Origin of the sequence: Bacillus sp. FSL R5-0654 (genome assembly GCF_038008745.1) — a bacterium.
GTDB lineage: Bacteria > Bacillota > Bacilli > Bacillales > Bacillaceae > Bacillus > Bacillus safensis.
Map to the genome: position 1 here is coordinate 243,005 of NZ_JBBOZV010000001.1, position 18,540 is coordinate 261,544.

19 protein-coding genes are annotated in these 18,540 nt (G+C 42.5%); 9 read left to right on the top strand and 10 right to left on the bottom strand.

Annotated features, from left to right (window positions below):
* Positions 1-22: 22 nt before the first annotated feature.
* Both NSS76_RS01370 and NSS76_RS01375 read right to left on the bottom strand, forming a co-directional pair.
* Positions 23-352 carry a PTS fructose transporter subunit IIB gene (locus NSS76_RS01370; RefSeq protein WP_007498438.1) on the bottom strand — a complete coding sequence of 110 codons (330 nt, stop codon included), beginning with the start codon at positions 350-352 and terminating at the stop codon, positions 23-25.
* The gene (locus NSS76_RS01375; protein ID WP_213404993.1) at positions 349-807 is read right to left on the bottom strand and encodes a PTS sugar transporter subunit IIA; all 459 of its coding nucleotides are present in this window, start codon (positions 805-807) and stop codon (positions 349-351) included. The genes NSS76_RS01370 and NSS76_RS01375 overlap by 4 nt, the downstream gene beginning before the upstream one ends.
* A 242-nt stretch (positions 808-1,049) precedes the next feature.
* On the opposite strand from NSS76_RS01375, the gene NSS76_RS01380 reads away from it, so the two are divergent.
* Both NSS76_RS01380 and NSS76_RS01385 read left to right on the top strand, forming a co-directional pair.
* Positions 1,050-3,716 carry a S8 family peptidase gene (locus tag NSS76_RS01380; RefSeq protein WP_270126205.1) on the top strand — a complete coding sequence of 889 codons (2,667 nt, stop codon included), beginning with the start codon at positions 1,050-1,052 and terminating at the stop codon, positions 3,714-3,716.
* 108 nt (positions 3,717-3,824) lie between these two features.
* The gene (locus NSS76_RS01385; protein ID WP_044333477.1) at positions 3,825-4,307 is read left to right on the top strand and encodes an Ig-like domain-containing protein; all 483 of its coding nucleotides are present in this window, start codon (positions 3,825-3,827) and stop codon (positions 4,305-4,307) included.
* Between the two features lie 466 nt (positions 4,308-4,773).
* Here NSS76_RS01385 and NSS76_RS01390 read toward each other — a convergent pair whose 3' ends face one another.
* The 3 genes from NSS76_RS01390 to mmuM form a co-directional block, all read right to left on the bottom strand.
* Entirely contained in the window at positions 4,774-5,394 is a 621-nt protein-coding gene (locus tag NSS76_RS01390) for a hypothetical protein (protein ID WP_048238197.1), read from the bottom strand.
* A gap of 112 nt (positions 5,395-5,506) precedes the next feature.
* On the bottom strand, positions 5,507-6,910 hold the full coding sequence (mmuP, locus tag NSS76_RS01395) for an S-methylmethionine permease (RefSeq protein WP_024427433.1): 1,404 nt from the start codon (positions 6,908-6,910) through the stop codon (positions 5,507-5,509).
* Between the two features lie 46 nt (positions 6,911-6,956).
* Positions 6,957-7,895, bottom strand: a complete 939-nt coding sequence (gene mmuM / locus NSS76_RS01400; RefSeq protein ID WP_341080169.1) for a homocysteine S-methyltransferase — start codon at positions 7,893-7,895, stop codon at positions 6,957-6,959.
* A gap of 338 nt (positions 7,896-8,233) precedes the next feature.
* Between mmuM and NSS76_RS01405 the strand changes: the two genes are divergently transcribed.
* From NSS76_RS01405 to NSS76_RS01420, 4 genes are all read left to right on the top strand, one after another.
* The gene (locus NSS76_RS01405) at positions 8,234-9,064 is read left to right on the top strand and encodes a YitT family protein (RefSeq protein ID WP_341080172.1); all 831 of its coding nucleotides are present in this window, start codon (positions 8,234-8,236) and stop codon (positions 9,062-9,064) included.
* 116 nt (positions 9,065-9,180) lie between these two features.
* Positions 9,181-9,498, top strand: a complete 318-nt coding sequence (locus tag NSS76_RS01410; protein WP_024424392.1) for a PadR family transcriptional regulator — start codon at positions 9,181-9,183, stop codon at positions 9,496-9,498.
* Positions 9,491-10,078 (top strand): DUF1700 domain-containing protein, encoded by a 588-nt coding sequence (locus NSS76_RS01415; RefSeq protein ID WP_024424391.1) that lies wholly within the window; start codon positions 9,491-9,493, stop codon positions 10,076-10,078. The genes NSS76_RS01410 and NSS76_RS01415 overlap by 8 nt, the downstream gene beginning before the upstream one ends.
* Positions 10,075-10,245 carry a hypothetical protein gene (locus NSS76_RS01420; protein WP_213404969.1) on the top strand — a complete coding sequence of 57 codons (171 nt, stop codon included), beginning with the start codon at positions 10,075-10,077 and terminating at the stop codon, positions 10,243-10,245. Before NSS76_RS01415 ends, NSS76_RS01420 begins: the two co-directional genes overlap by 4 nt.
* Positions 10,246-10,820: 575 nt before the next feature.
* Here the strand turns inward: NSS76_RS01420 and NSS76_RS01425 are convergent.
* The 3 genes from NSS76_RS01425 to NSS76_RS01435 form a co-directional block, all read right to left on the bottom strand.
* A complete protein-coding gene (locus NSS76_RS01425) occupies positions 10,821-11,024 on the bottom strand; it encodes a hypothetical protein (RefSeq protein WP_034283153.1) in 204 nt (67 codons plus the stop codon).
* 16 nt (positions 11,025-11,040) lie between these two features.
* Entirely contained in the window at positions 11,041-11,733 is a 693-nt protein-coding gene (locus tag NSS76_RS01430; RefSeq protein WP_213404971.1) for a hypothetical protein, read from the bottom strand.
* A gap of 604 nt (positions 11,734-12,337) precedes the next feature.
* Positions 12,338-13,555 carry a multidrug effflux MFS transporter gene (locus NSS76_RS01435; RefSeq protein ID WP_044333487.1) on the bottom strand — a complete coding sequence of 406 codons (1,218 nt, stop codon included), beginning with the start codon at positions 13,553-13,555 and terminating at the stop codon, positions 12,338-12,340.
* Between the two features lie 213 nt (positions 13,556-13,768).
* Between NSS76_RS01435 and NSS76_RS01440 the strand changes: the two genes are divergently transcribed.
* Positions 13,769-14,305 carry a GNAT family N-acetyltransferase gene (locus tag NSS76_RS01440; RefSeq protein ID WP_024427428.1) on the top strand — a complete coding sequence of 179 codons (537 nt, stop codon included), beginning with the start codon at positions 13,769-13,771 and terminating at the stop codon, positions 14,303-14,305.
* A 58-nt stretch (positions 14,306-14,363) separates the two neighbouring features.
* On the opposite strand, the gene NSS76_RS01445 is transcribed toward NSS76_RS01440, so the two are convergent.
* On the bottom strand, positions 14,364-14,567 hold the full coding sequence (locus tag NSS76_RS01445) for a hypothetical protein (RefSeq protein WP_044333490.1): 204 nt from the start codon (positions 14,565-14,567) through the stop codon (positions 14,364-14,366).
* 111 nt (positions 14,568-14,678) lie between these two features.
* On the opposite strand from NSS76_RS01445, the gene NSS76_RS01450 reads away from it, so the two are divergent.
* Complete coding sequence (locus NSS76_RS01450; RefSeq protein ID WP_341080187.1) at positions 14,679-15,218, top strand: DUF402 domain-containing protein; 540 nt, start codon at positions 14,679-14,681, stop codon at positions 15,216-15,218.
* 39 nt (positions 15,219-15,257) lie between these two features.
* Here the strand turns inward: NSS76_RS01450 and NSS76_RS01455 are convergent, their stop codons facing one another.
* Positions 15,258-16,871 carry a S8 family peptidase gene (locus tag NSS76_RS01455; RefSeq protein WP_286098882.1) on the bottom strand — a complete coding sequence of 538 codons (1,614 nt, stop codon included), beginning with the start codon at positions 16,869-16,871 and terminating at the stop codon, positions 15,258-15,260.
* Between the two features lie 187 nt (positions 16,872-17,058).
* On the opposite strand from NSS76_RS01455, the gene NSS76_RS01460 reads away from it, so the two are divergent.
* On the top strand, positions 17,059-18,540 hold the full coding sequence (locus NSS76_RS01460; RefSeq protein ID WP_171463907.1) for an amidase: 1,482 nt from the start codon (positions 17,059-17,061) through the stop codon (positions 18,538-18,540).

Sequence of the window (18,540 nt, forward strand, 5' to 3'; positions counted from 1 at the left end):
TTCTATATGGCACTGCTCATGTTTATTGAGATTCAGACTTTTTCTTTTCTACAAGTGCTACGGCTTTGGTGATAATTTGTTCAGCATTTTTTAAGGCACGTCCGATTTCGACACGTACAGTGGGAATGCCTGAGAAGCGTTCTGCATCGTTGATATGCTGATTTGAGGCAATGATGCAGAGGTCTGCCTGCTTTGCTTCCTCTGCTGTAATGCCGTTCACCTGTCCCATAATCCCTTGCTGTTCGATTTTGATCTCGTGTCCGAGTTGTTTACCCGCATTTTCTAACGCTTTGGCTGCCATTGGAGTATGAGCTAACCCTGCTGGACATGAAGTGACACCGACAATTTTCATTGTGTAATCCCCTCTTTCAATTGTTGTTCAATGACTTCGTAATAGTAATCAGCTGTTTGACCTGGTTGAATCTTTTCGATAAAAGCAGGTTCCATTAGGCTTGTCGCAATACCTGACAGTAATTTCAGATGTGTGACATTTGCTTCTTCTAGTGGAACGAGCAGTGTAAATAAATAGCTTGTGGGCAAATCATCGAAGCTTCCCCATTCAATGGGTTGTTCAAGTTCTAAAAAAAGAAGTGAAGCCGTTTTTACAGCGGAGCTTTTTGTATGTGGAATGGCGAAGCCTTGTTGAAGTCCTGTTGAGACTTCGTCTTCCCGTTTCAATAAATCCGTTAATAGCCCTGCTTGATCGTTTGTAATCTGAAGGTCTTCAGCTTTCTCGGAAATGTATTGTAAAATCTCATTCTTTGATCGTCCGTTTACTTGTGTGAAAACATGATCTTTTTGGAACAAGCTGATCCCTTCTCTCTTGTTTGTTAAGCGCTTACAAGTTGATTGTAATGTACTTTTCAGCATGGTTAAATAGCATCATTTTCCGTTTGAAATGGCAAAAAGTTTATGAAGCTATCCGTCTTGCTGACTGAATATCTCAAATCCTAGCTTAAAACGAGTTTAATTATATAAAAAACAGATTCTACTAAATGTATTTCTGTGATATTCTTCCAAGGTATCATAAAAGATAAGGGGGTCTTTTCATGTTCAAAAAGCAGGTCAAATCCTGTGTGGTCGTACTCATGGCCATCATTCTATGTATGGCAGCATTACCTGGATACGAGGCAGCAGCTGCCAGTCATGGAACAAGTGTCAATGAAGCCATTGGGTTAAAAAATGGTGAAGTCATCTCAGGTACATTACAGAATGAAAAGGAAGAGTCGTGGTATGAAATCACGCCATCTGCACAAGAGGTGGCAAAACATACACACATGCAAATTTCTGTGAAAAGTAAACAAGTGCTGTCCGTATCGGTCTATCCAAGCAAGGACAGAGCGATGAAGGATGACACATATTCAAGATATCGCGTGGACACAGCGAGCGGAGAGACAGAGATCAACTTCCCGCATGCATGGTCAGGTCCCTATTATGTCAAAGTGCTCTATTTAGGGTCAGAGGAAGACAGCCGTGATGAGGAAGAGGATGCGGCATATACAATCGGATATAAAGGAGCTAATCTTCCGCCTTCTGAACCTGTTTTTCCTGAAGAAGATGAGCCTGAAATCATCATTATTGAGAAAAAGTACGGGCGTGAAATTCTTCAATCGATTCGTACAATCGAAGATAAACGATTCAATGAAACGGCAGAAGGTCGGAAGCTTTCGCGTCTGCTCCAAAAGACAAAGCCGTTTCTCAAATCAAAGCTCATCAAACATCAAAAAGAGCAGCAAAAGGTTTACAACCATCTGCTCACATTAAAAACACTGCTAAGTGACGTAGAGAAAAATGGTGCATTTAGTGGTCATATCGTAACAGAAAAAGAACAACAGGCGATAGGCTCCCTTTTTGATATGCTCAAAGAAGCAAGTCCGGCATATTTAAAAAAGGAATTAGAAGCTGTCAGTCAAAAAATTGGGATCGATCAGCTTGAAGGAAAATCAGTAGGTTATGTATTAGAGAAACAAAAGCTTGTAAAAGAAGAGAAGGTTAAAACGAATAAGATCATTTTTAAATTAAAGGATGGCCAAACACTTCAATCTGCGAAAAAGAAAATGAAAAGCTACGGCATCCAAGAAAACCGTGTGACATCACAGTCAGTTAGTCCTTTATTCAAAGGAATGTATGTCTATGATGTGCCAGCAGGGCAAGAATCAGCTGGAAAGACACTAAAAGCAGGCAAAGCGGTCATCAAAAGCACGGCAAGAAAGCTTTCCAGCATGCCGAATGTTGAATTTGCAGAGCCTGTTCAAACCTATCGTGCGCTAAGCAACGACGCGCAGTATGGTTATCAGTGGCCGCTGAAAAACAGTGCGCAGAACAGCGGAAAAAAAGGCGCTGACGTCAAATTTGAACAAATGAATACACTGATTGGCACAAGCAAAATGAAGCAAACATTAATTGCTGTTGTGGATACAGGTGTAGACAGCCGTTTGACAGATTTAAACGGGACTGTTCGTACAGACTTAGGTGCGAATCTCATTGGACGAAACAAAGATGCGATTGATGACAATGGACACGGTACGCATGTGGCAGGCATCATTGCCGCAAAATCCGATAATCATTACTCAATGGCAGGTCTCAATCAACATACGGGCATCATTCCGGTGAAGGTGCTGGATGCCTATGGCTTTGGCGATACAGAGCATATTGCACTTGGGATCAAGCATGCAGTGGACAAAGGCGCAAAGGTCATCAACATGAGCCTTGGCGGCTACTACAGCAGAGTGATTGAATATGCCATGAATTATGCTGCTCAAAGAAATGTACTAGTCGTCGTGGCAAGTGGAAATGATGGCGTACCAGAAATGGGCTACCCTGCGACATCAAAATACGCAATGGCGGTTGGCGCAAGCAACCGTATGGATATTGCCGCTGAGTTCTCAAGCTATGGCAAAGGACTGAGCATGTCAGCACCAGGGTCGGATATTCCGAGCCTCATGCCTGATGGGAATGTCTCATACCTTAGCGGGACATCAATGGCGACACCATATGTGGCAGCCGCAGCAGGGTTACTGCTTTCTAAAAATCCATCCTTAAAGCCAAATCAAGTGAGAAATCTTTTGCAAAGTACAGCAGATGACATCTCATTTAAATCTATTGATGGAAAAGACGACGTTTTCTATGATGAAAACGAGGAGCCAATTGTCGATCCGAAAATCCCAGGAATTGATTGGATGACAGGACATGGCAGACTGAATGCATTTGCTGCATTAAGTGCTGTTGAATTGAATGCATCAGTGAACAAAGTGGAAGATCAGCATCAAAAGGTGACAGGTAAAGCAAAAGCCGGTGCTGCTATTTCTGTGTATAGAGGCAAAACGCTGCTTGGAAAAGGCACAGCAGGCAAAAAAGGAACCTTTAGTGTGAAGATTAAGCATCAGAACAAAAACAAGGTCCTTCACATTAAAATGTCAAAAGGAAAGGCCGCTACGACGATCAAAACCGTCGTGAAAAAAGGCAAAGCACCAGCTAAGCCGAAAGTCAGCAAAGTAACAGTCAAAAGTAAAGCCGTCAAAGGGACTGCGGGTGCAGGCTTGACCATTAAAGTGAAAAACAAATCAAAGAAAGTCATCAAAACAGTCAAAACCAATAGCAAGGGTGCATTTACTGCCCAAATAAAACCACAGAAAGCCAAAACGGTTTTATATGTGACCGCATCAGATGTGAGAAAAAGAGAAAGCAAAGCGGTAAAAGTGGTTGTGAAAAAATAAAAAAAGGACTTCCCTTTCTAAAAAAAGGGAAGTTTTTTTGTTTTTAACTGGAAAAATACCAATTAATGTCGATAGTAAAATAGTAGGAAAAAAAAGGAGGATTTATCGATGAAAAAAATCATGTTTGCTTTCGTTCTATCATTGCTTCTCGTATTCCCAAGCTTTGCACATGCTGAAGAAACAGGTGCAGTACCAGCATCAGTAGAAGTAACAAGTGTCACAGCAGCCGATAGTGGAATAGTGAATTACGGCTATGGCAGTAAATATCGCGTGGGTTCTTATTATCCAGCTACGTTTAAAGGGACACTAAAAGATGCAAGCGGAAACCTCATGCCTAATCAGCCGATCAAGCTTTATTTTGAAGCAGCCATCAAATCATATGCTCAAACAGCGACAGGCACAACAGATGAGAATGGACAGTTTTCGCTGACGTTTCAAGTTCCTGCAGGTGCAGGCTACCAATCATACAATAATGCAGGCTGGTCAACACATTACTACGATGTCGTTCCAGTGACGTTCACGTCAAACGACATCAAACTATCTTCAAATGTCACAAGTGTGTACCATTTGGCATATACATCTCGTTACTAATCTCATAGAAAAAAAGGATGTCATCAGGTGACATCCTTCAGCGTGTAGACAAACCCTCGCACTGTGTCAGGTCTGCGCTCCGGTACTCACGAATGTCAAATTCGCTCCGTTCCAGTGCTCGTCCTTCCTAGACTGCAAAGGTTTTCTATCATGCTGAAAAAAACAAAGGGCTAAAATGAAAATCATTTTAGCCCTTTGTTTTTTGTTAGCAAACCTGCTGGGCGGCAACCGAATGAGTCGATAAACAAACACTCATCAGCCGTTCTTCCCAGATTCGATCGAGCGTTTAACTTTTAATCTTGAGCTTTGATAGATAAGAACTTTCACACTTGAACTTTGATCCTTGAACGTTCAGCTTTGAGCTTTTATCAAGGATCATCCTAAGATGATCATCAGATGAGGAGGGAATGACCTTTCCCTCGAAGGTGTTTAGTCCTATCGATTTTCGGCTCACTAACAAAATCAATTAATCGATCTGTATTTTCGTTAGTGTATTGCTTTCAGACAAGGAAAAATCAACTTCCATTTGAAAATCTTCAATTTCTTTCGAAAGCTGTTCAATTTTCACTCGAAGACGAAGCGGATCGATGATCACTGCCTCATTTTCCGCTAGAAAAGACTTCACGATCTCTTGGTTGGCAGCCGCTTGTGTCTTTCCATCTTTCCCAAACAAGGTTTCTAAATGCTGATCAAGTCTCTTTTTCACATCTTCATTCGTTTGTTCAGCTTTGTCGACCAGCTCTTTGTACACCTGTTTCATTTTCCGTAAATAACGAATATCGTAGTCTATCGACGTCTTACGTTCAATTGCTTCTGCCACCGTCATACGGACACCCGCCACATCAATCATTGTGGTCGCATTCGATACAACGATGGCCGATTTGATGGCATTTCGGCGTTTGATTAAAGCTTGAATCGATTGATCATCAGCCTTCGCCTTTTTTTCAACTTCTTCTTGATTCTGAAATCCATGCTGTATATGTTTCCCGATCATCAATCCACCAAGTACGGCTTCATCAACGGTTCGGTTGATTCTTTTATCTAACATTTTCAGTTCACTTAATGCTCTTGTAATGGTCATTTCCATATTCACGACAACTCCCTTGGTTCATCCTGAAAATCATAGATTCCTATCATATACCAAAGTGTGCTTCTTTTACTAGCGATATCCTTTTTTGTCAATGAAAAAAACCTGATGTTTATACACCAGGTTTTTCGCGTTTTTTCTGAATCCAAGCAGTCACGTAATAGGCAGCATAGCAGAGCGCAATGAAAGGAATGCCGCAGATGAGGGCAATCCGCTGATTTGGATCAAAGGCAATGCCAATGACAGATGCAAGACATAGGAGGAAGGCTGCAATCGGAACTACTGGATAGAGCGGTGTTCGAAAGGATAAATCATGAAGCTGTCCGCCTTCCTGTAAAAATCTTTTCCGAAACATAAACTGTGAGGCAGCAATCCCCATCCATACGACCACAACGGCCAGTCCAGAGATTGACACAAGGACAAGGTATACCGTTTCTGGTGCGATCACGCTCGATAGCAAAGAAAGAATACCACCGATCATACTTAAAATGAGTGCATTCAAAGGAATGCCTTTTGACGTCAGCTTCGCCAGTTTTTTAGGAAGTGTCCGTTCCTCAGAAAGCGACCAAAGCATACGAGATGATGCGTATAATCCTGAGTTTGCGGCAGATAAGATCGCGGTCAGGATGACAAAATTCATGAAATCTGCGGCATAAGGAATCCCGATACGATCAAATACCACGACAAATGGGCTTTTGATCACCCCGGCTTCTTCTACTGGAATCAAGCCAGCCAACACAACGATCGTTCCAACGAAAAACAGGACGAGACGCAGAACGGTTGTGCGAATTGCTCTTGGAATGGTCTCGTCAGGATTGACGCTTTCACCCGCAGCAATCCCAATCAACTCCGTCCCTGAAAAAGCAAAATTGACAGCAAGCATCGTCATTAAAATCGGTAAAAAGCCGTTTGGGAAAAGTCCGCCTTCGCCAGTGAAATTAGAAAAGAACGGAGCGGCCTCACCGCCCTTTAATGGGATCAAACCAAACATTGCAGCTCCGCCAAGAATAATAAAGAGAATAATAGCCATCACTTTAATACTGGAAAACCAAAACTCTGATTCTGCAAAAAACTTGACCGTAAATGCATTCAGTAAAAAGATGAGAAGAGCAAAAACGCCACTCCACATCCAAACCGAAGTGTCTGGAAACCAGCGCTGCATTAATAGTCCTGCCGCTGTAAATTCCGAACCGAGTGCCACTGTCCACGTCAGCCAGTATAGCCAAGCGACCGTATAGCCTGTACCAGGTCCAATGTATTTTGTTGCATACGTATGAAAAGCCCCTGTGACCGGCATTGCGACAGACAGCTCGCCTAAACAAAGCATCACGAGGTAGACAATTAAAGCCCCGACAAGATAGGCAAGAATGGTCCCCGCAGGTCCGGCCTGATTGATGGTATACCCAGAGCTTAAAAAGAGCCCTGTTCCAATGACGCCGCCTAGAGAAAGCATGAACAGGTGCCGGCTCGTCATTTTTCGTTGATATTGTTGTGACTGATCTTTTGCTTGTTCCATGTCTTCCCGCCCTTTTGCTTAGAAGTATGTGTGATGATTCATGATGCTATGATGTGGTTCGTTTTAAGATGTCATTGATATCTTCTGGGGTCGTCCGGCAGCAGCCGCCGATGATATGCGCGCCGTCTTTGTACCATTGATGCGCACATTTCCCAAAAGTAAGATGAGACGTATCTCCGTTCCATACCTTTTCTTCAGGATCATATATTTCACCTGAGTTTGGATAAACCACAATCGGTTTGCTCGTTCCCTTTTTCATCTCTTGAATAAGAGAAGTAATAAATTGCGGCGGCGTACAGTTCACACCGACAGCAGCGATTTGTTCATAAGGCTCAAGCGCCTGTACACATTCCCGTATGGAATCACCTTCACTAATGTGCAGGCCATCCTTTGCGCTGAATGTGATCCAAGCAAATGTCTCGCTGAATTCATCTTGCAGCAGCTTTGCAATGGCAGTTGCTTCAATCAGACAAGGAATCGTTTCGCATGCAAGAATATCTGCACCCGCTTCTACTAATGCCTGAATTCTTGGTCTGTGAAAATCGATGAGAGCCTGCTCTGAGAGTCCATAATTTCCTTTATATTCTGAACCATCAGACAAATAAGCGCCGAATGGCCCCACAGATCCCGCGACAAATGGTTTTGTCCGTCCTTCACGACGCGCTTCATCCTGCCAAAAAAGATCGCGTGCCTCTTTCGCTAGAGTGACAGAGCGTTTCATAAGTTCAATCGCTTCTTCTTTTGTATAGCCTTTTTCAGCAAAGCCTTCAATCGTTGTTTGGTAGCTGGCGGTTGTTGCGCAGTCAGCACCTGCTTGGAAGTAGTCCAAGTGTACTTGCTGAATCAATTGTGGCTGTTCAATAAGTATTTTGGCTGACCATAAACGATCGTTTAAGTTACAGCCCTTTCGTTCAAGCTCTGTTGCTAATGCACCGTCTAAAATCAAAGGTGCGTGAGCCTGTAAACGGCTTTGAATAGGATTCATTGGAATCAAACAGCCTCCTTTTTAGATCGGAAATAATGGATATGATATGAGGCAGTAGTTTAAATGACTAAAGTGTTTTTGTCAAGGAGAGGAAAAAGCATCGTAGGGCGGAAAAACCCAGAAAACATGCGGGTTTTGATGCATAAAAATGCAGTCAAAATAATAGAAAACCAAGTCATTGACAGCCTCTAAAAAGAGATATATATTATGGAAAGATTGATTTCAGAAAGCTTCATCAAAAGGCACGCCGTCTTTTGATTTTTATGTTGTCCAACGACTGTCTTCTTTCGTGCAGAAAGAGGGTTTTTTATATGCTTAAAAAAGGAGGAAAGAAGAAATTGAAAAAATGTGTAAAAGATATAGCGATGATTCTAGTTGGTTCTTTTTTATTTGCCGCAGCAGTGAACATGTTTGTCATTCCGCTTGAATTTGGTGAAGGCGGTGTCACGGGGCTGTCCATCATTTTTTATTATTTGTTTGAAATAGCACCGTGGCTGACGAACCTTGTGTTGAATGCGATCTTATTACTTGTGGGATATAAATACTTGGACAAAAAGACCACGATTTATACGGTGGTTGCCGTTGCAAGTAACTCCCTATTTTTACACCTGACCACAACATGGGTCGTGAATGTACACGAATTGATCATTGGAGCGATTTTTGCAGGAATTATCATCGGAATTGGGATTGGTCTTGTGCTCAGAGCCGGTGGAACAACGGCGGGTTCTGCCATTCTCGGAAGAATTGCCAACAAGTATTTAGACTGGAACGTGAGCTATGCCATCTTGTTCTTTGATCTGATCGTTGTATTTGCTTCCTATTTTATTATTGGTGCGGAAAAATTAATGTTTACCATTGTGATGCTGTACGTGGCGACAAAGGTGATGGACTTTGTGATAGAAGGACTTAACACGAAAAAGGCAGTGACGATTATTTCTTCATGCAAAGATGATATTGCGGAAGAAATCAATCACACCCTGGAGCGAGGCGTAACGATTTTAAACGGACGCGGTCATTATTCAAAGGAATCGAAGGAAATTCTGTACGCGGTCATTCAAAAGCAGGAGCTCATGCGCCTTAAGAAAATTATTAAGAAAATAGATCGAGACGCATTCGTTGTTGTCCATGACGTACGCGATGTGTTCGGAGAAGGATTTGTAAATATATAAAAATGAAAAGTAGACAAAGAGCTAAAAGACCCTAAAACGGGTCTTTTTTTATTCTCTATACCTCTTGTCACACAATACTATGTAATGTATAGTATAAAGAGTTAGGAGTTGTAAACATGAATGCACAATTAAAAAAAGGATTACTGGAATTTTGTGTACTGGCGGTATTAAAGAAAGGCGATTCCTATGGTTATCAAATCATTAAAGATATGTCCCATTGTATTGAGATTTCAGAATCGACATTGTATCCGATTTTAAAGCGTTTAGAGCAAAACAATTATGTGGAGACCTATTCCCAGGAACATAACAGTCGATTAAGAAAATACTACCGCATGACAGAAAGCGGGCGGGAGCATATGGCGCAGTTTTTAGAGGAATGGGATCAGGTGATGGCGATTTACGACTTTATTTCTGGAGGACAGGGCAATGAATAAAAAAGAATTTTTGAGCAGCCTAAAGAAGCATCTGCATCTTCTAGGCGACAAAGATAGTGATCGGTTTATCGAATACTACGATGAAATGATTGAGGATTATCAGGAAGATGGCTACAGTGAACAGGAAGCGGTTCATCAAGTCGGGCAGCCTGCTATGATCGCTGAAGGAATTATGAAGGAACAAGGAATCAAAACCGTTCAGGTGCCGACGTTTGGAGAAAAAGCCACAAGACTCTCCATTCTCATTTTAGGTTTTCCGTTATGGGGCAGTATTCTAGCAACAGTCTTTCTGCTGATTCTTTCTGTGTACATGGTGATTTGGTGCATTCCACTCGTGACAGGTACATTGACGCTTACTGGTCTGCTCGGCGGTTTTTGGAGTATCATTGGTTCTCCATTTATCTTTCAGGACGGTTTGCATGTGGTGGTGACGCAGATTGGCGTTGGTATTTTTCTATTAGGTGTCGGATTATTAAGCGGCATAGCCACGGCGTATTTGACAAAGCTATTTGTGCAAATAACTATTCAAACCACTAAGGCATTCATGGGAATGTTTAAAAAGAAGGTCGTGAGAGTATGAACGTGAATGAATTAAAAAAGCAATGCATCAAATGGGGGTTCATCTTCACCGTTGCCGGAGGAATTGTCATGACAATTGGTTTTGGACTATCAGGCTTTGATTTAGATGCATATCACAACAATGACCAGAGCAACGTGTTCCGCACCATCAATTGGAGCAAGCCATAATAAATGAAAAAACCCGCTTATGCGGGTCTCAGCGTGTAGACAAACCCCGGCAAGATTGCCAATACATATAAGGTGAACAAATCTGTGTTCATGATGGATCTTGTAAAGTGAAATTATAGAATATGAAGACAACAAAAAAGAGCTTGCATAAGCTCTTTTTTATTTTGCCTTCTTAATAATTTTATTTTTTTTAGAAAGTGCAACAAGTGCTGCTGCCTGTTTTTTGGTCATGGATTTTTCGGTTTGTTTGGCCATTGTCTTCAATCCTCTCTTCAGATGTTTCTTGTTACTCATCCTTTCCAAATATTCTTTGTTCTTGGACAAATGCTTTAATATGACCATTTGACCCGGTGACCCTGATATAAGAAAGCAAAAAACTTTAAAAGAGAAGGGGGAGGTAGGATAATGTGTTACCGTTGAATGATCCCTCTGGTGTCTTTTTTATTGTAAAAATGTTATTGAAATACAGGTCCCTGTACAATACCTGAATTCAATTGAAACTAAACAGCCAGTCATCGAAAGATTTTCGACAACTGGCTGTTTTTATAAAGGTATATTTATCCCTTAGAGAGGATTTACTTTTTATCACTTAAGTGATTCAAACGTTTTCGAAGAACTAGGGATGAGACAGTGAAAACTGTGAATGCGCCAGCTGAACCAGCAGCAAACATCAGCACAAAGTTTTCGTTTGGGTCTTTGAATAACAAAGAGACCGAGAGAACTAAAGCCGCACCACTAATTCCTAATCCTAATATTGACATCGCTAATAATTTATTCATAGAAACACCCTCAGACTCACAATTTGAAACAAGCAACTACTGCACCCATCCCACCAGCTCCAAGAACTGCATATGCGCCAATACATGCTGCACATATTGGAGCAGTAACCGGCGTTGGAGCTGCACATGAACCAGCACAACCAACCGCAATTAAATAAGCCGCACCACTACCAATTCCAAGCACTGATGCAATGCAAGCTGCTTTTGCTTTTACGCCCTGTGTTTGAATTTCAGGAGGATTTTCTGCAAGTAATTCTTCATCTGACATATAAGATAGCTCGGTATCAACTGACTTTACAAGAGAACCATCCACATAAGTCTCAACCTTGAAATTACCCTTATCATTCTTTGTCACCAACATTTCATTTGCCTGTAAGACGGTATGATCCTCATCAATGAAAAGAGTGATATTACTAGGAAGGCTATAATCTCCATTTATAGGAACTGTAACAGCTGTAACGCCACCACCCACTTTATAAACACTGGATTTTTTCAATCCGTATGTATCTACAGGTGCTATAGCTTTAACTTCCCCGTTCTCTATAGCATCAAGCGCTATATTGACCATTTCAGCGGCAGCATCTCCCTTGATTGGAACAATTGAAGAATCACCTTCTTTCGCAGAAACCCCTGCAGTTGAAGAAAAACTAAAACAAATCAGGGAAAAAATCAATATTAATTGCAAGAATGATTTTTTTTTCTTAGACATAAAAATTTCCTCCTATTTAATATTTTTGTTGCATTTAACTATTTATATATAAATATTACATTTACCTTCCTTATTTGGTATTTTTGCAAAAATGAGTAATAACACCTAATTATTGTCCGTACAATCGACATTATTAATAGTTTTTGCTTTTAAGAGAATAATTCTAAATCACTAGTAAAAGGTGTAGAGGTCACAAAAATGATTCAGAAGAGTTGTGGAAAGAGAAAAGAGCGCTGTAAAAAAAGACATGTTTATGAAGTACTTAGACATGTTAGGGTGTATCGATAAATACCATGATATTTCTTTAAAGAGAAGTAAAAGGAGACTTTTAAACTTCACAGCTGCAAAATGGAGATCAAAACTCGCTATATTCTTTCTTCAGACGCAATTTTAAATTGCGACCTAAATTAGAGAGATAGCTATTGATTTGTCAGTAGAAACTCAGTATCCGTATATGATATATGGTGTTTCGCATTCTTTGTCAGTTCTGCGCTCCGATGCTTGTCCTTCCTAGGGCTGCAAAGGTTTTCTATCACACTGAAAAAAAGACAAAGAGCTAAAATCAAGATCATTTTAGCCCTTTACCAACAGTCTTTAAACCCGCTTATGCGGGTCTTTTTTTCGCCCGGGCCACAAAGAAGAAATAACAGCAAAGTGCGCCTAGATCACAAAGCATGATGATCAGACCCATTGGAAAGGCTGTTTGGCTTCCGGCTAGTCCGACAAGAGGTGTCATGCAAGCGCCTAGCAGCATTTGCGCAACACCGATCAGTGCAGCTGCACTTCCTGCATGCGCTCCGTGATGCTGCATCGCAAGAGACGGCGCAGAGGTGCCGACAATTCCAACACTTGAGACAACAAAAAACAGCGGAATCAGAATGCCGTACAATCCTGCATCAATCGAGATCATCAAAAATAAAGTGACTCCGCCTAATGCAGCTGTCAGCAATCCAATGCGAAGGACTTTCTCTTCGCCGATTTTCGCAGCGACTCGGGCAAATACTTGTCCAGCCGTGATGATTCCAAGACTATTTACCGCAAAGGCCGCACTAAATCCTTGTGGAGAAAGGTTGAAAATTTCCTGAAGCACAAACGGTGAACCAGAAATATAGGCAAACATCGCTGCGAATACAAGACCTTGTGAGAGAGCATATCCAACAAAGAGACGATCACTGGCTAAAATTTTCATCGCGCCTGCAATCTGTTGAAAGCCCCCCGTCTGTCTACGCTCTGCGGGTAAGCTTTCTTGCAGTGAAAAAATCGATCTCAGCAGCATCAATGCCCCGAGAATTCCGAGTAGGACAAATACACCCTGCCATGTCGTGAAGCGTAAAATCTGTCCGCCTGCAATAGGCGCGGCTGCCGGAGCAACCCCGTTGACTAACATCAGCAGTGCAAAGAATTTCGTCATTTCTGATCCTTCATAATGATCTCGGACAATGGCTCGTGCAATGACAATGCCAGCTGAACCAGCAAGTCCTTGAATCAATCTAAGAAGAATGAATGTCCAAATCGATGTGACCACTGTACAAAGAAGGGATGCAACAATAAAGATGACCAAACCAATCATCAGCGGCTTTCTTCTGCCGATCGTATCGCTGATCGGACCTGCAATCAGCTGGCCAAGCGCCAGTCCAATGAGACAAGCCATCAGACTTAATTGAGACAACGCCGTGCTCGCCTCAAAATCACGAGCAATATGAGGCAAAGCAGGTAAATACATATCCATTGCCAGCGGAGCAAGGGCTGTTAAAGATCCGAGCAATGCGGCTAGGAGAAATCGACTTTTTTTCGATTCTTGGGGATAAGATAAAGAACTCATATGATGACAACACTCCTCGTATACTTCCTCAACACAGCATAATGAATCAAGCGTTCCTTTTCAATGAAAAATTTTCAAAGATGATTCCGTGCAAAATGATTGATCTTTCGAATGAGACTCTTTACATTGAATGAGTAGAGAAAAGAGTAAGGTGATCGCATGCAGTGATTGTATGATGCGTATACCCACTAATAGAGAGCAGGAGGTGCTGACATGAAGCAGCAAGAGCTGATCATTCGTCAAGCAGTCAAAGAAGATCATGAGGCCATCACACGCGTGCTTATCAAATCCTATGCACAGTATGAGCCTCAATTTACAGAGGAAGGCTGGCAAAATTATTCTGCCGCGCTTGCAGCAGCTGTAGATAATCCGAACATGGAGCTGATGCTGGTGGCGGAACTTGACGGCAAGGTCGTGGGGACGCTTCAAATGTTCCGGTCATCAGAGCAAGCGTATGACAAACCTGAAATGGGCATTACATCAGCCATCGTCCGGTTTTTAGGAGTAGATCCCGATGTGAGGGGAAAAGGCATTGCAGAATCATTGCTGCGTAAAAGTATTGAACTGACGCAATCATGGGGCGAAAATGTCCTGTATCTTCATACATCTGATAAAATGCAGGCTGCCATTCGCCTATATGAAAGAATGGGCTTTGAGCGTGCGCTTGATAAAGAATTTGTGAACCAAAATGGGACACATGTCAAGAGCTATCAATATGTGATCAAGAAAGAACAGCCGGCAGGTTCATAGTATAACGTGCAGCAAAAGGAAGAGCTTACCTCCATGGACAGCTCTTCCTTTTTTCAATTTACGCCCACAGTGCCAGCGCCCAATAGGATACCACCCACGAGATGAAACCGAACATGACAAAGAATTTTAACATGCGCTCATAAGGAGACAGCTTTCGTTCTTTCTTCGTTTTCACCAGCTGCCAATAAAGGACATAGCCGCAAATCATGAGGATGATTTGTCCAATTTGTGTAAAGTTTTCAAGAATCGTGATTCCGTTCATTTATTTCACCTCATCATAGGTCTTCCATAAGTAAATGAGGCAATCCTTTATTTCTTCAAAAAAAATCGGTGTATACTGGAAAGAGACCAAATGTTTAGAGGGAGTTGTGACATGTTATTTTCGCTGCATGCGAATCGTTGGGATGAAGTCATCGAGAGAAAAATCAAATACGATCAGAAAGTTGTGGAACATACCTGTCAGCTGTTAGACGCAAAGGAGCAGCAGGCTGTGCTGTTTCACAAGATTGAAGAACCGTTTACGATGAGGGCAGGTGAGGGTGCTCTAACCATTCCAAAAGGGAGCTATACGACCGCTTATTATTGGAAGGATCGTCCTTACAACATATATTTCTGGAGAGATGATCAAGGGAAGGAACTAGGATCTTATTTTAATATGGTGGGAGATACCCAGTTCAACGCCCAGCTGGTCATGTTTGAAGACCTCATTATTGATCTTCTTGTTCTTCCGAATGGTGATGTCTTTGTGCTGGATGAAGATGAATTGCCGGAGAGTTTAGCGGATTTTGAACACGGTACAGTACGGCGGGCATTAGAGAGCGTGACAGCTTCGTTAGAAAGCATTCTCAATCAAGTGAGGGCAGATGCCGAAGGGAAATATCATCACAGCTTGTTTGAGCCGATGTTGAGATAGAAAAAAACGATTCCTCGCTGAAAGGAATCGTTTTTTCTGTTAAACCTTAATGCGGTTTAATCGTTTTTGTAAATTGGTTTTTGTTTTGGAGGCTTTTAGCTGTTTGACAGCGCTTTGAGCCGCTGCTTTTGTTTTCTTTGTTCGTTTGGCTTCTGCTTTTTTGACCTTTTGTTTAGCGTCTGTCACTTTCTTTTGATAAGCGACTTGTTTTTTGACTTTGTCGAGCCGGTTTTGCAGGCTTGTTTTTTCCTTGCCTTTGTTTAGTTTTTTGATGGCCGTTTGAGCACTTTTAATAGCGCCCTGTGTTTTGTTCTTTTCGGCTGTTTTGACCTTTGCACGTGCCGAGCGGATATCAATGGCTGCTTGGACTTTCTTCACCCGTTCTGTGAGTGCTGTTTTTTGCTTGCTTGCAGTGAGCCGCCCAATTCTCGTTTTGGCTTGATTGACATCTGCCTGCTTTTTAGATGTTTCGGCTGTTTTGACAGCACTGGTCGCAGCCTTTAAAAAGGTGGATTGCGGCACATATTGCACGCGGCCATAGCCGAATTGCGGATCTTTCCCTTTTGCGCCAAGATCCACTGTATAGCTGCGCAATAAAGTGCGAAGCTGTGCATTTGTTTTCTTCGGATGAAGCTGCTTTAACAGTGCCAGCATTCCTGTGACATGCGGTGCAGCTTGTGATGTCCCCGTTGCATACCAATATTCATTTTTTAAATAAGTGCTGATGACGTTCTCGCCAGGGGCAGAAAATTCAATCCCTTTTCCTGTATTCGAGATAGATGCGAGTTTATCTTTGGAAGTTGTTGCAGAAACGGCAATGACACTATTGTAAGCAGCAGGGTAGCTAATATAATTCTTTTTCCCATCATTTCCGCTTGCAGCAACCACGAGCAGTCCTTTTTTATAGGCTTCATCTACTGCTGAACGCAAGATGGGGATATTGTCTTCAAAGCCTAAACTTAAATTAATAATGTCCATCTTGTTGGTAATCGCCCAATCGATGCCTCGAAGCAGACTATACAGGTCGCCTTCTCCCTTTTTATCTAACACTTTCACAGCATACAGCTTCACACCGGAAGCGACGCCGACTGTTCCATAATCGTTATTAAGCGCACCAATCGTGCCGGCGACATGTGTGCCATGTCCTTCATCATCTTTATAAGAGGATGTGTAGTTCACGAATGATTTACCGCCGGATACCTTTAAATCCTCGTGTGAGAAAATACCAGTATCTAAAACGGCTACTTTTACATTTTTACCAGTAACGCCTTCTTTTATTGCTTGCTTTATATTTAGTTTTTGCAGATTGTAAGATTTTTGTACCAATGCATCTTGATTAGTAGCAGCGGCTGTTTTCTTCATAGTAGAAGCCGCGAGTTTAACCTTTACGTTTTTTGAGACGTAAGCGATGTTTGGGTCTTTTTTGAGTGAGGTGACCGCTTGTTCATCTGCTGTCACAGCGACAGCGGGAAGATGTATGTACTGTACGTTCACTTTCTCACTTTCCTTAATAGCTGTTTGTTTTCCTTTTTGATTTTTATAGACGATGATGACATCTGTTTCTTTTGGCGGTGCAGCTGCCTGCGAATGGAAGGGCAAAGCAGTTGTCAACGCAAGAAGAAACGCAATGACGATAAGTAATTTCTTTTTCAATGCGTGGCTCCTCTCATCCGATGACCTCGGTCTTTTTTTCTCTATTATATCGGAGAAAGCAGAGGGATGGGATAGTAGAATTGTCGTCTTGTTCAGAAAGTTATTTTTACAAGTAACCTGAAATTGAAATTCATAGAATTCTAGTAGACAATAGAGACATCATGATAAGAGAAAGAAGGACATGCTGATGAACGTAAAAGAGTATATGACGTATGATGCGACTGGCTTGGCAGCACTTGTGCGGAATAAGCAGGTAACACCCGAGGAGCTTATGCAGGCGGCATTTGATAGATTGAATGAGGTCAATCCAGAACTAAACGCTGTGATACGGACAAGACAAGAACAGGTTTTAAAAGACATCAAGGAGTTACATGAGTATCAGCCATTTGCGGGCGTTCCGTTTGTGCTGAAAAATATATCACAAGGGATAAAAAATGAACCGCTGACAGCAGGAGCTTTGCTGTTAAAGGATGTAAAAGCAAATTCGGATTCGCACTTTGTTGATCGGTTGAAGCAGGCTGGTTTTCTCATGATCGGACATACAAATACACCGGAATTCGGTTTAAGAAATGTGACGGAGCCTGCGTTACATGGGCCAACGAGAAATCCTTGGAATACGGACTATTCTCCAGGCGGCTCAAGCGGCGGGACAGCAGCAGCTGTTGCAAGCGGCATTGTACCTGCTGGTGGAGCAAGTGATGGCGGTGGTTCCATCCGGATTCCAGCATCCTTTACCGGTTTGTTCGGCCTTAAGCCTACGCGGGGAAGAACGCCGGTAGGCCCAGGTGCAGGAAGGCAGTGGCAAGGGGCTTCCATTGACTTTACACTCACAAAAACAGTGCGGGACAGTGCAGCCCTTCTTGATCTTCTTCAAGTCATTCAGCCTGAAGCTGCTTTCCAAACCCCATTATACGATGGCAGTTACCAAGAGGATCTGGTGAAACGTACATCTTCTATGCGAATTGCTTATAGTGTAGAATCTCCAGTTGGCACGAAGGTCAGTGAGGAGGCGAAGCAGGCGGTTCAGCAAACAGTGAAATGGCTGAGTGAGCAAGGTCATCAAGTAGAGGAAGCCAAGCCGGAAATTGATGGGATTCATCTCATGCAGCAATATTACGTGATGAACAGCGGAGAAATGTCTGCGTTATTCACTTCCTTGGCTCGTTCGTTAGGGCGTCCAGTAAAGCCGGAGGAAACGGACATCGTGGCATGGGTGCTGGCGGAGGCTGGCAAGAATGTGACCGCTGCTGCTTATACAGAAAGTCTTGATGCGTGGGATCGGGCTGCTGCACAAATGGCATCATTTCATCAAACCTACGATCTCTATGTGACACCAGCTACTGCCTATTCAGCTCCAAAGGTTGGTGAGCTTATGCATTCAGATCAGGAAACAGCCGCACTTTTACGTGTGTCATCTCTTTCCATGCAAGCACAGCAGGATCTTATTTATGACATGTTCCTCAAGAGCTTGACCTACACCCCATTTACACAGCTTGCCAACTTAACAGGTCAGCCATCAATGAGTGTTCCTGTTCATCTGACTAGCGCGGGCATGCCTTTAGGGGTACAAGTGACAGCACCTAAAGGAAAAGAGGACTGGCTGCTCAGGCTTGCGGCGGAAATGGAAACATCCTCGATTTGGAAAGGAACTAGTCAATTAAATCAATAA

Excerpts from the sequence above, each read along its gene's own strand:
- NSS76_RS01370 (WP_007498438.1), bottom strand. The coding sequence starts at position 352 with ATGAAAATTGTCGGTGTCACTTCATGTCCAGCAGGGTTAGCTCATACT.
- NSS76_RS01380 (WP_270126205.1), top strand. The coding sequence starts at position 1,050 with ATGTTCAAAAAGCAGGTCAAATCCTGTGTGGTCGTACTCATGGCCATC.
- NSS76_RS01385 (WP_044333477.1), top strand. The coding sequence starts at position 3,825 with ATGAAAAAAATCATGTTTGCTTTCGTTCTATCATTGCTTCTCGTATTC.
- NSS76_RS01390 (WP_048238197.1), bottom strand. The coding sequence starts at position 5,394 with ATGGAAATGACCATTACAAGAGCATTAAGTGAACTGAAAATGTTAGAT.
- mmuP (WP_024427433.1), bottom strand. The coding sequence starts at position 6,910 with ATGGAACAAGCAAAAGATCAGTCACAACAATATCAACGAAAAATGACG.
- mmuM (WP_341080169.1), bottom strand. The coding sequence starts at position 7,895 with ATGAATCCTATTCAAAGCCGTTTACAGGCTCACGCACCTTTGATTTTA.
- NSS76_RS01410 (WP_024424392.1), top strand. The coding sequence starts at position 9,181 with ATGAATGCACAATTAAAAAAAGGATTACTGGAATTTTGTGTACTGGCG.
- NSS76_RS01415 (WP_024424391.1), top strand. The coding sequence starts at position 9,491 with ATGAATAAAAAAGAATTTTTGAGCAGCCTAAAGAAGCATCTGCATCTT.
- NSS76_RS01420 (WP_213404969.1), top strand. The coding sequence starts at position 10,075 with ATGAACGTGAATGAATTAAAAAAGCAATGCATCAAATGGGGGTTCATC.
- NSS76_RS01425 (WP_034283153.1), bottom strand. The coding sequence starts at position 11,024 with ATGAATAAATTATTAGCGATGTCAATATTAGGATTAGGAATTAGTGGT.
- NSS76_RS01430 (WP_213404971.1), bottom strand. The coding sequence starts at position 11,733 with ATGTCTAAGAAAAAAAAATCATTCTTGCAATTAATATTGATTTTTTCC.
- NSS76_RS01435 (WP_044333487.1), bottom strand. The coding sequence starts at position 13,555 with ATGAGTTCTTTATCTTATCCCCAAGAATCGAAAAAAAGTCGATTTCTC.
- NSS76_RS01440 (WP_024427428.1), top strand. The coding sequence starts at position 13,769 with ATGAAGCAGCAAGAGCTGATCATTCGTCAAGCAGTCAAAGAAGATCAT.
- NSS76_RS01445 (WP_044333490.1), bottom strand. The coding sequence starts at position 14,567 with ATGAACGGAATCACGATTCTTGAAAACTTTACACAAATTGGACAAATC.
- NSS76_RS01450 (WP_341080187.1), top strand. The coding sequence starts at position 14,679 with ATGTTATTTTCGCTGCATGCGAATCGTTGGGATGAAGTCATCGAGAGA.
- NSS76_RS01460 (WP_171463907.1), top strand. The coding sequence starts at position 17,059 with ATGAACGTAAAAGAGTATATGACGTATGATGCGACTGGCTTGGCAGCA.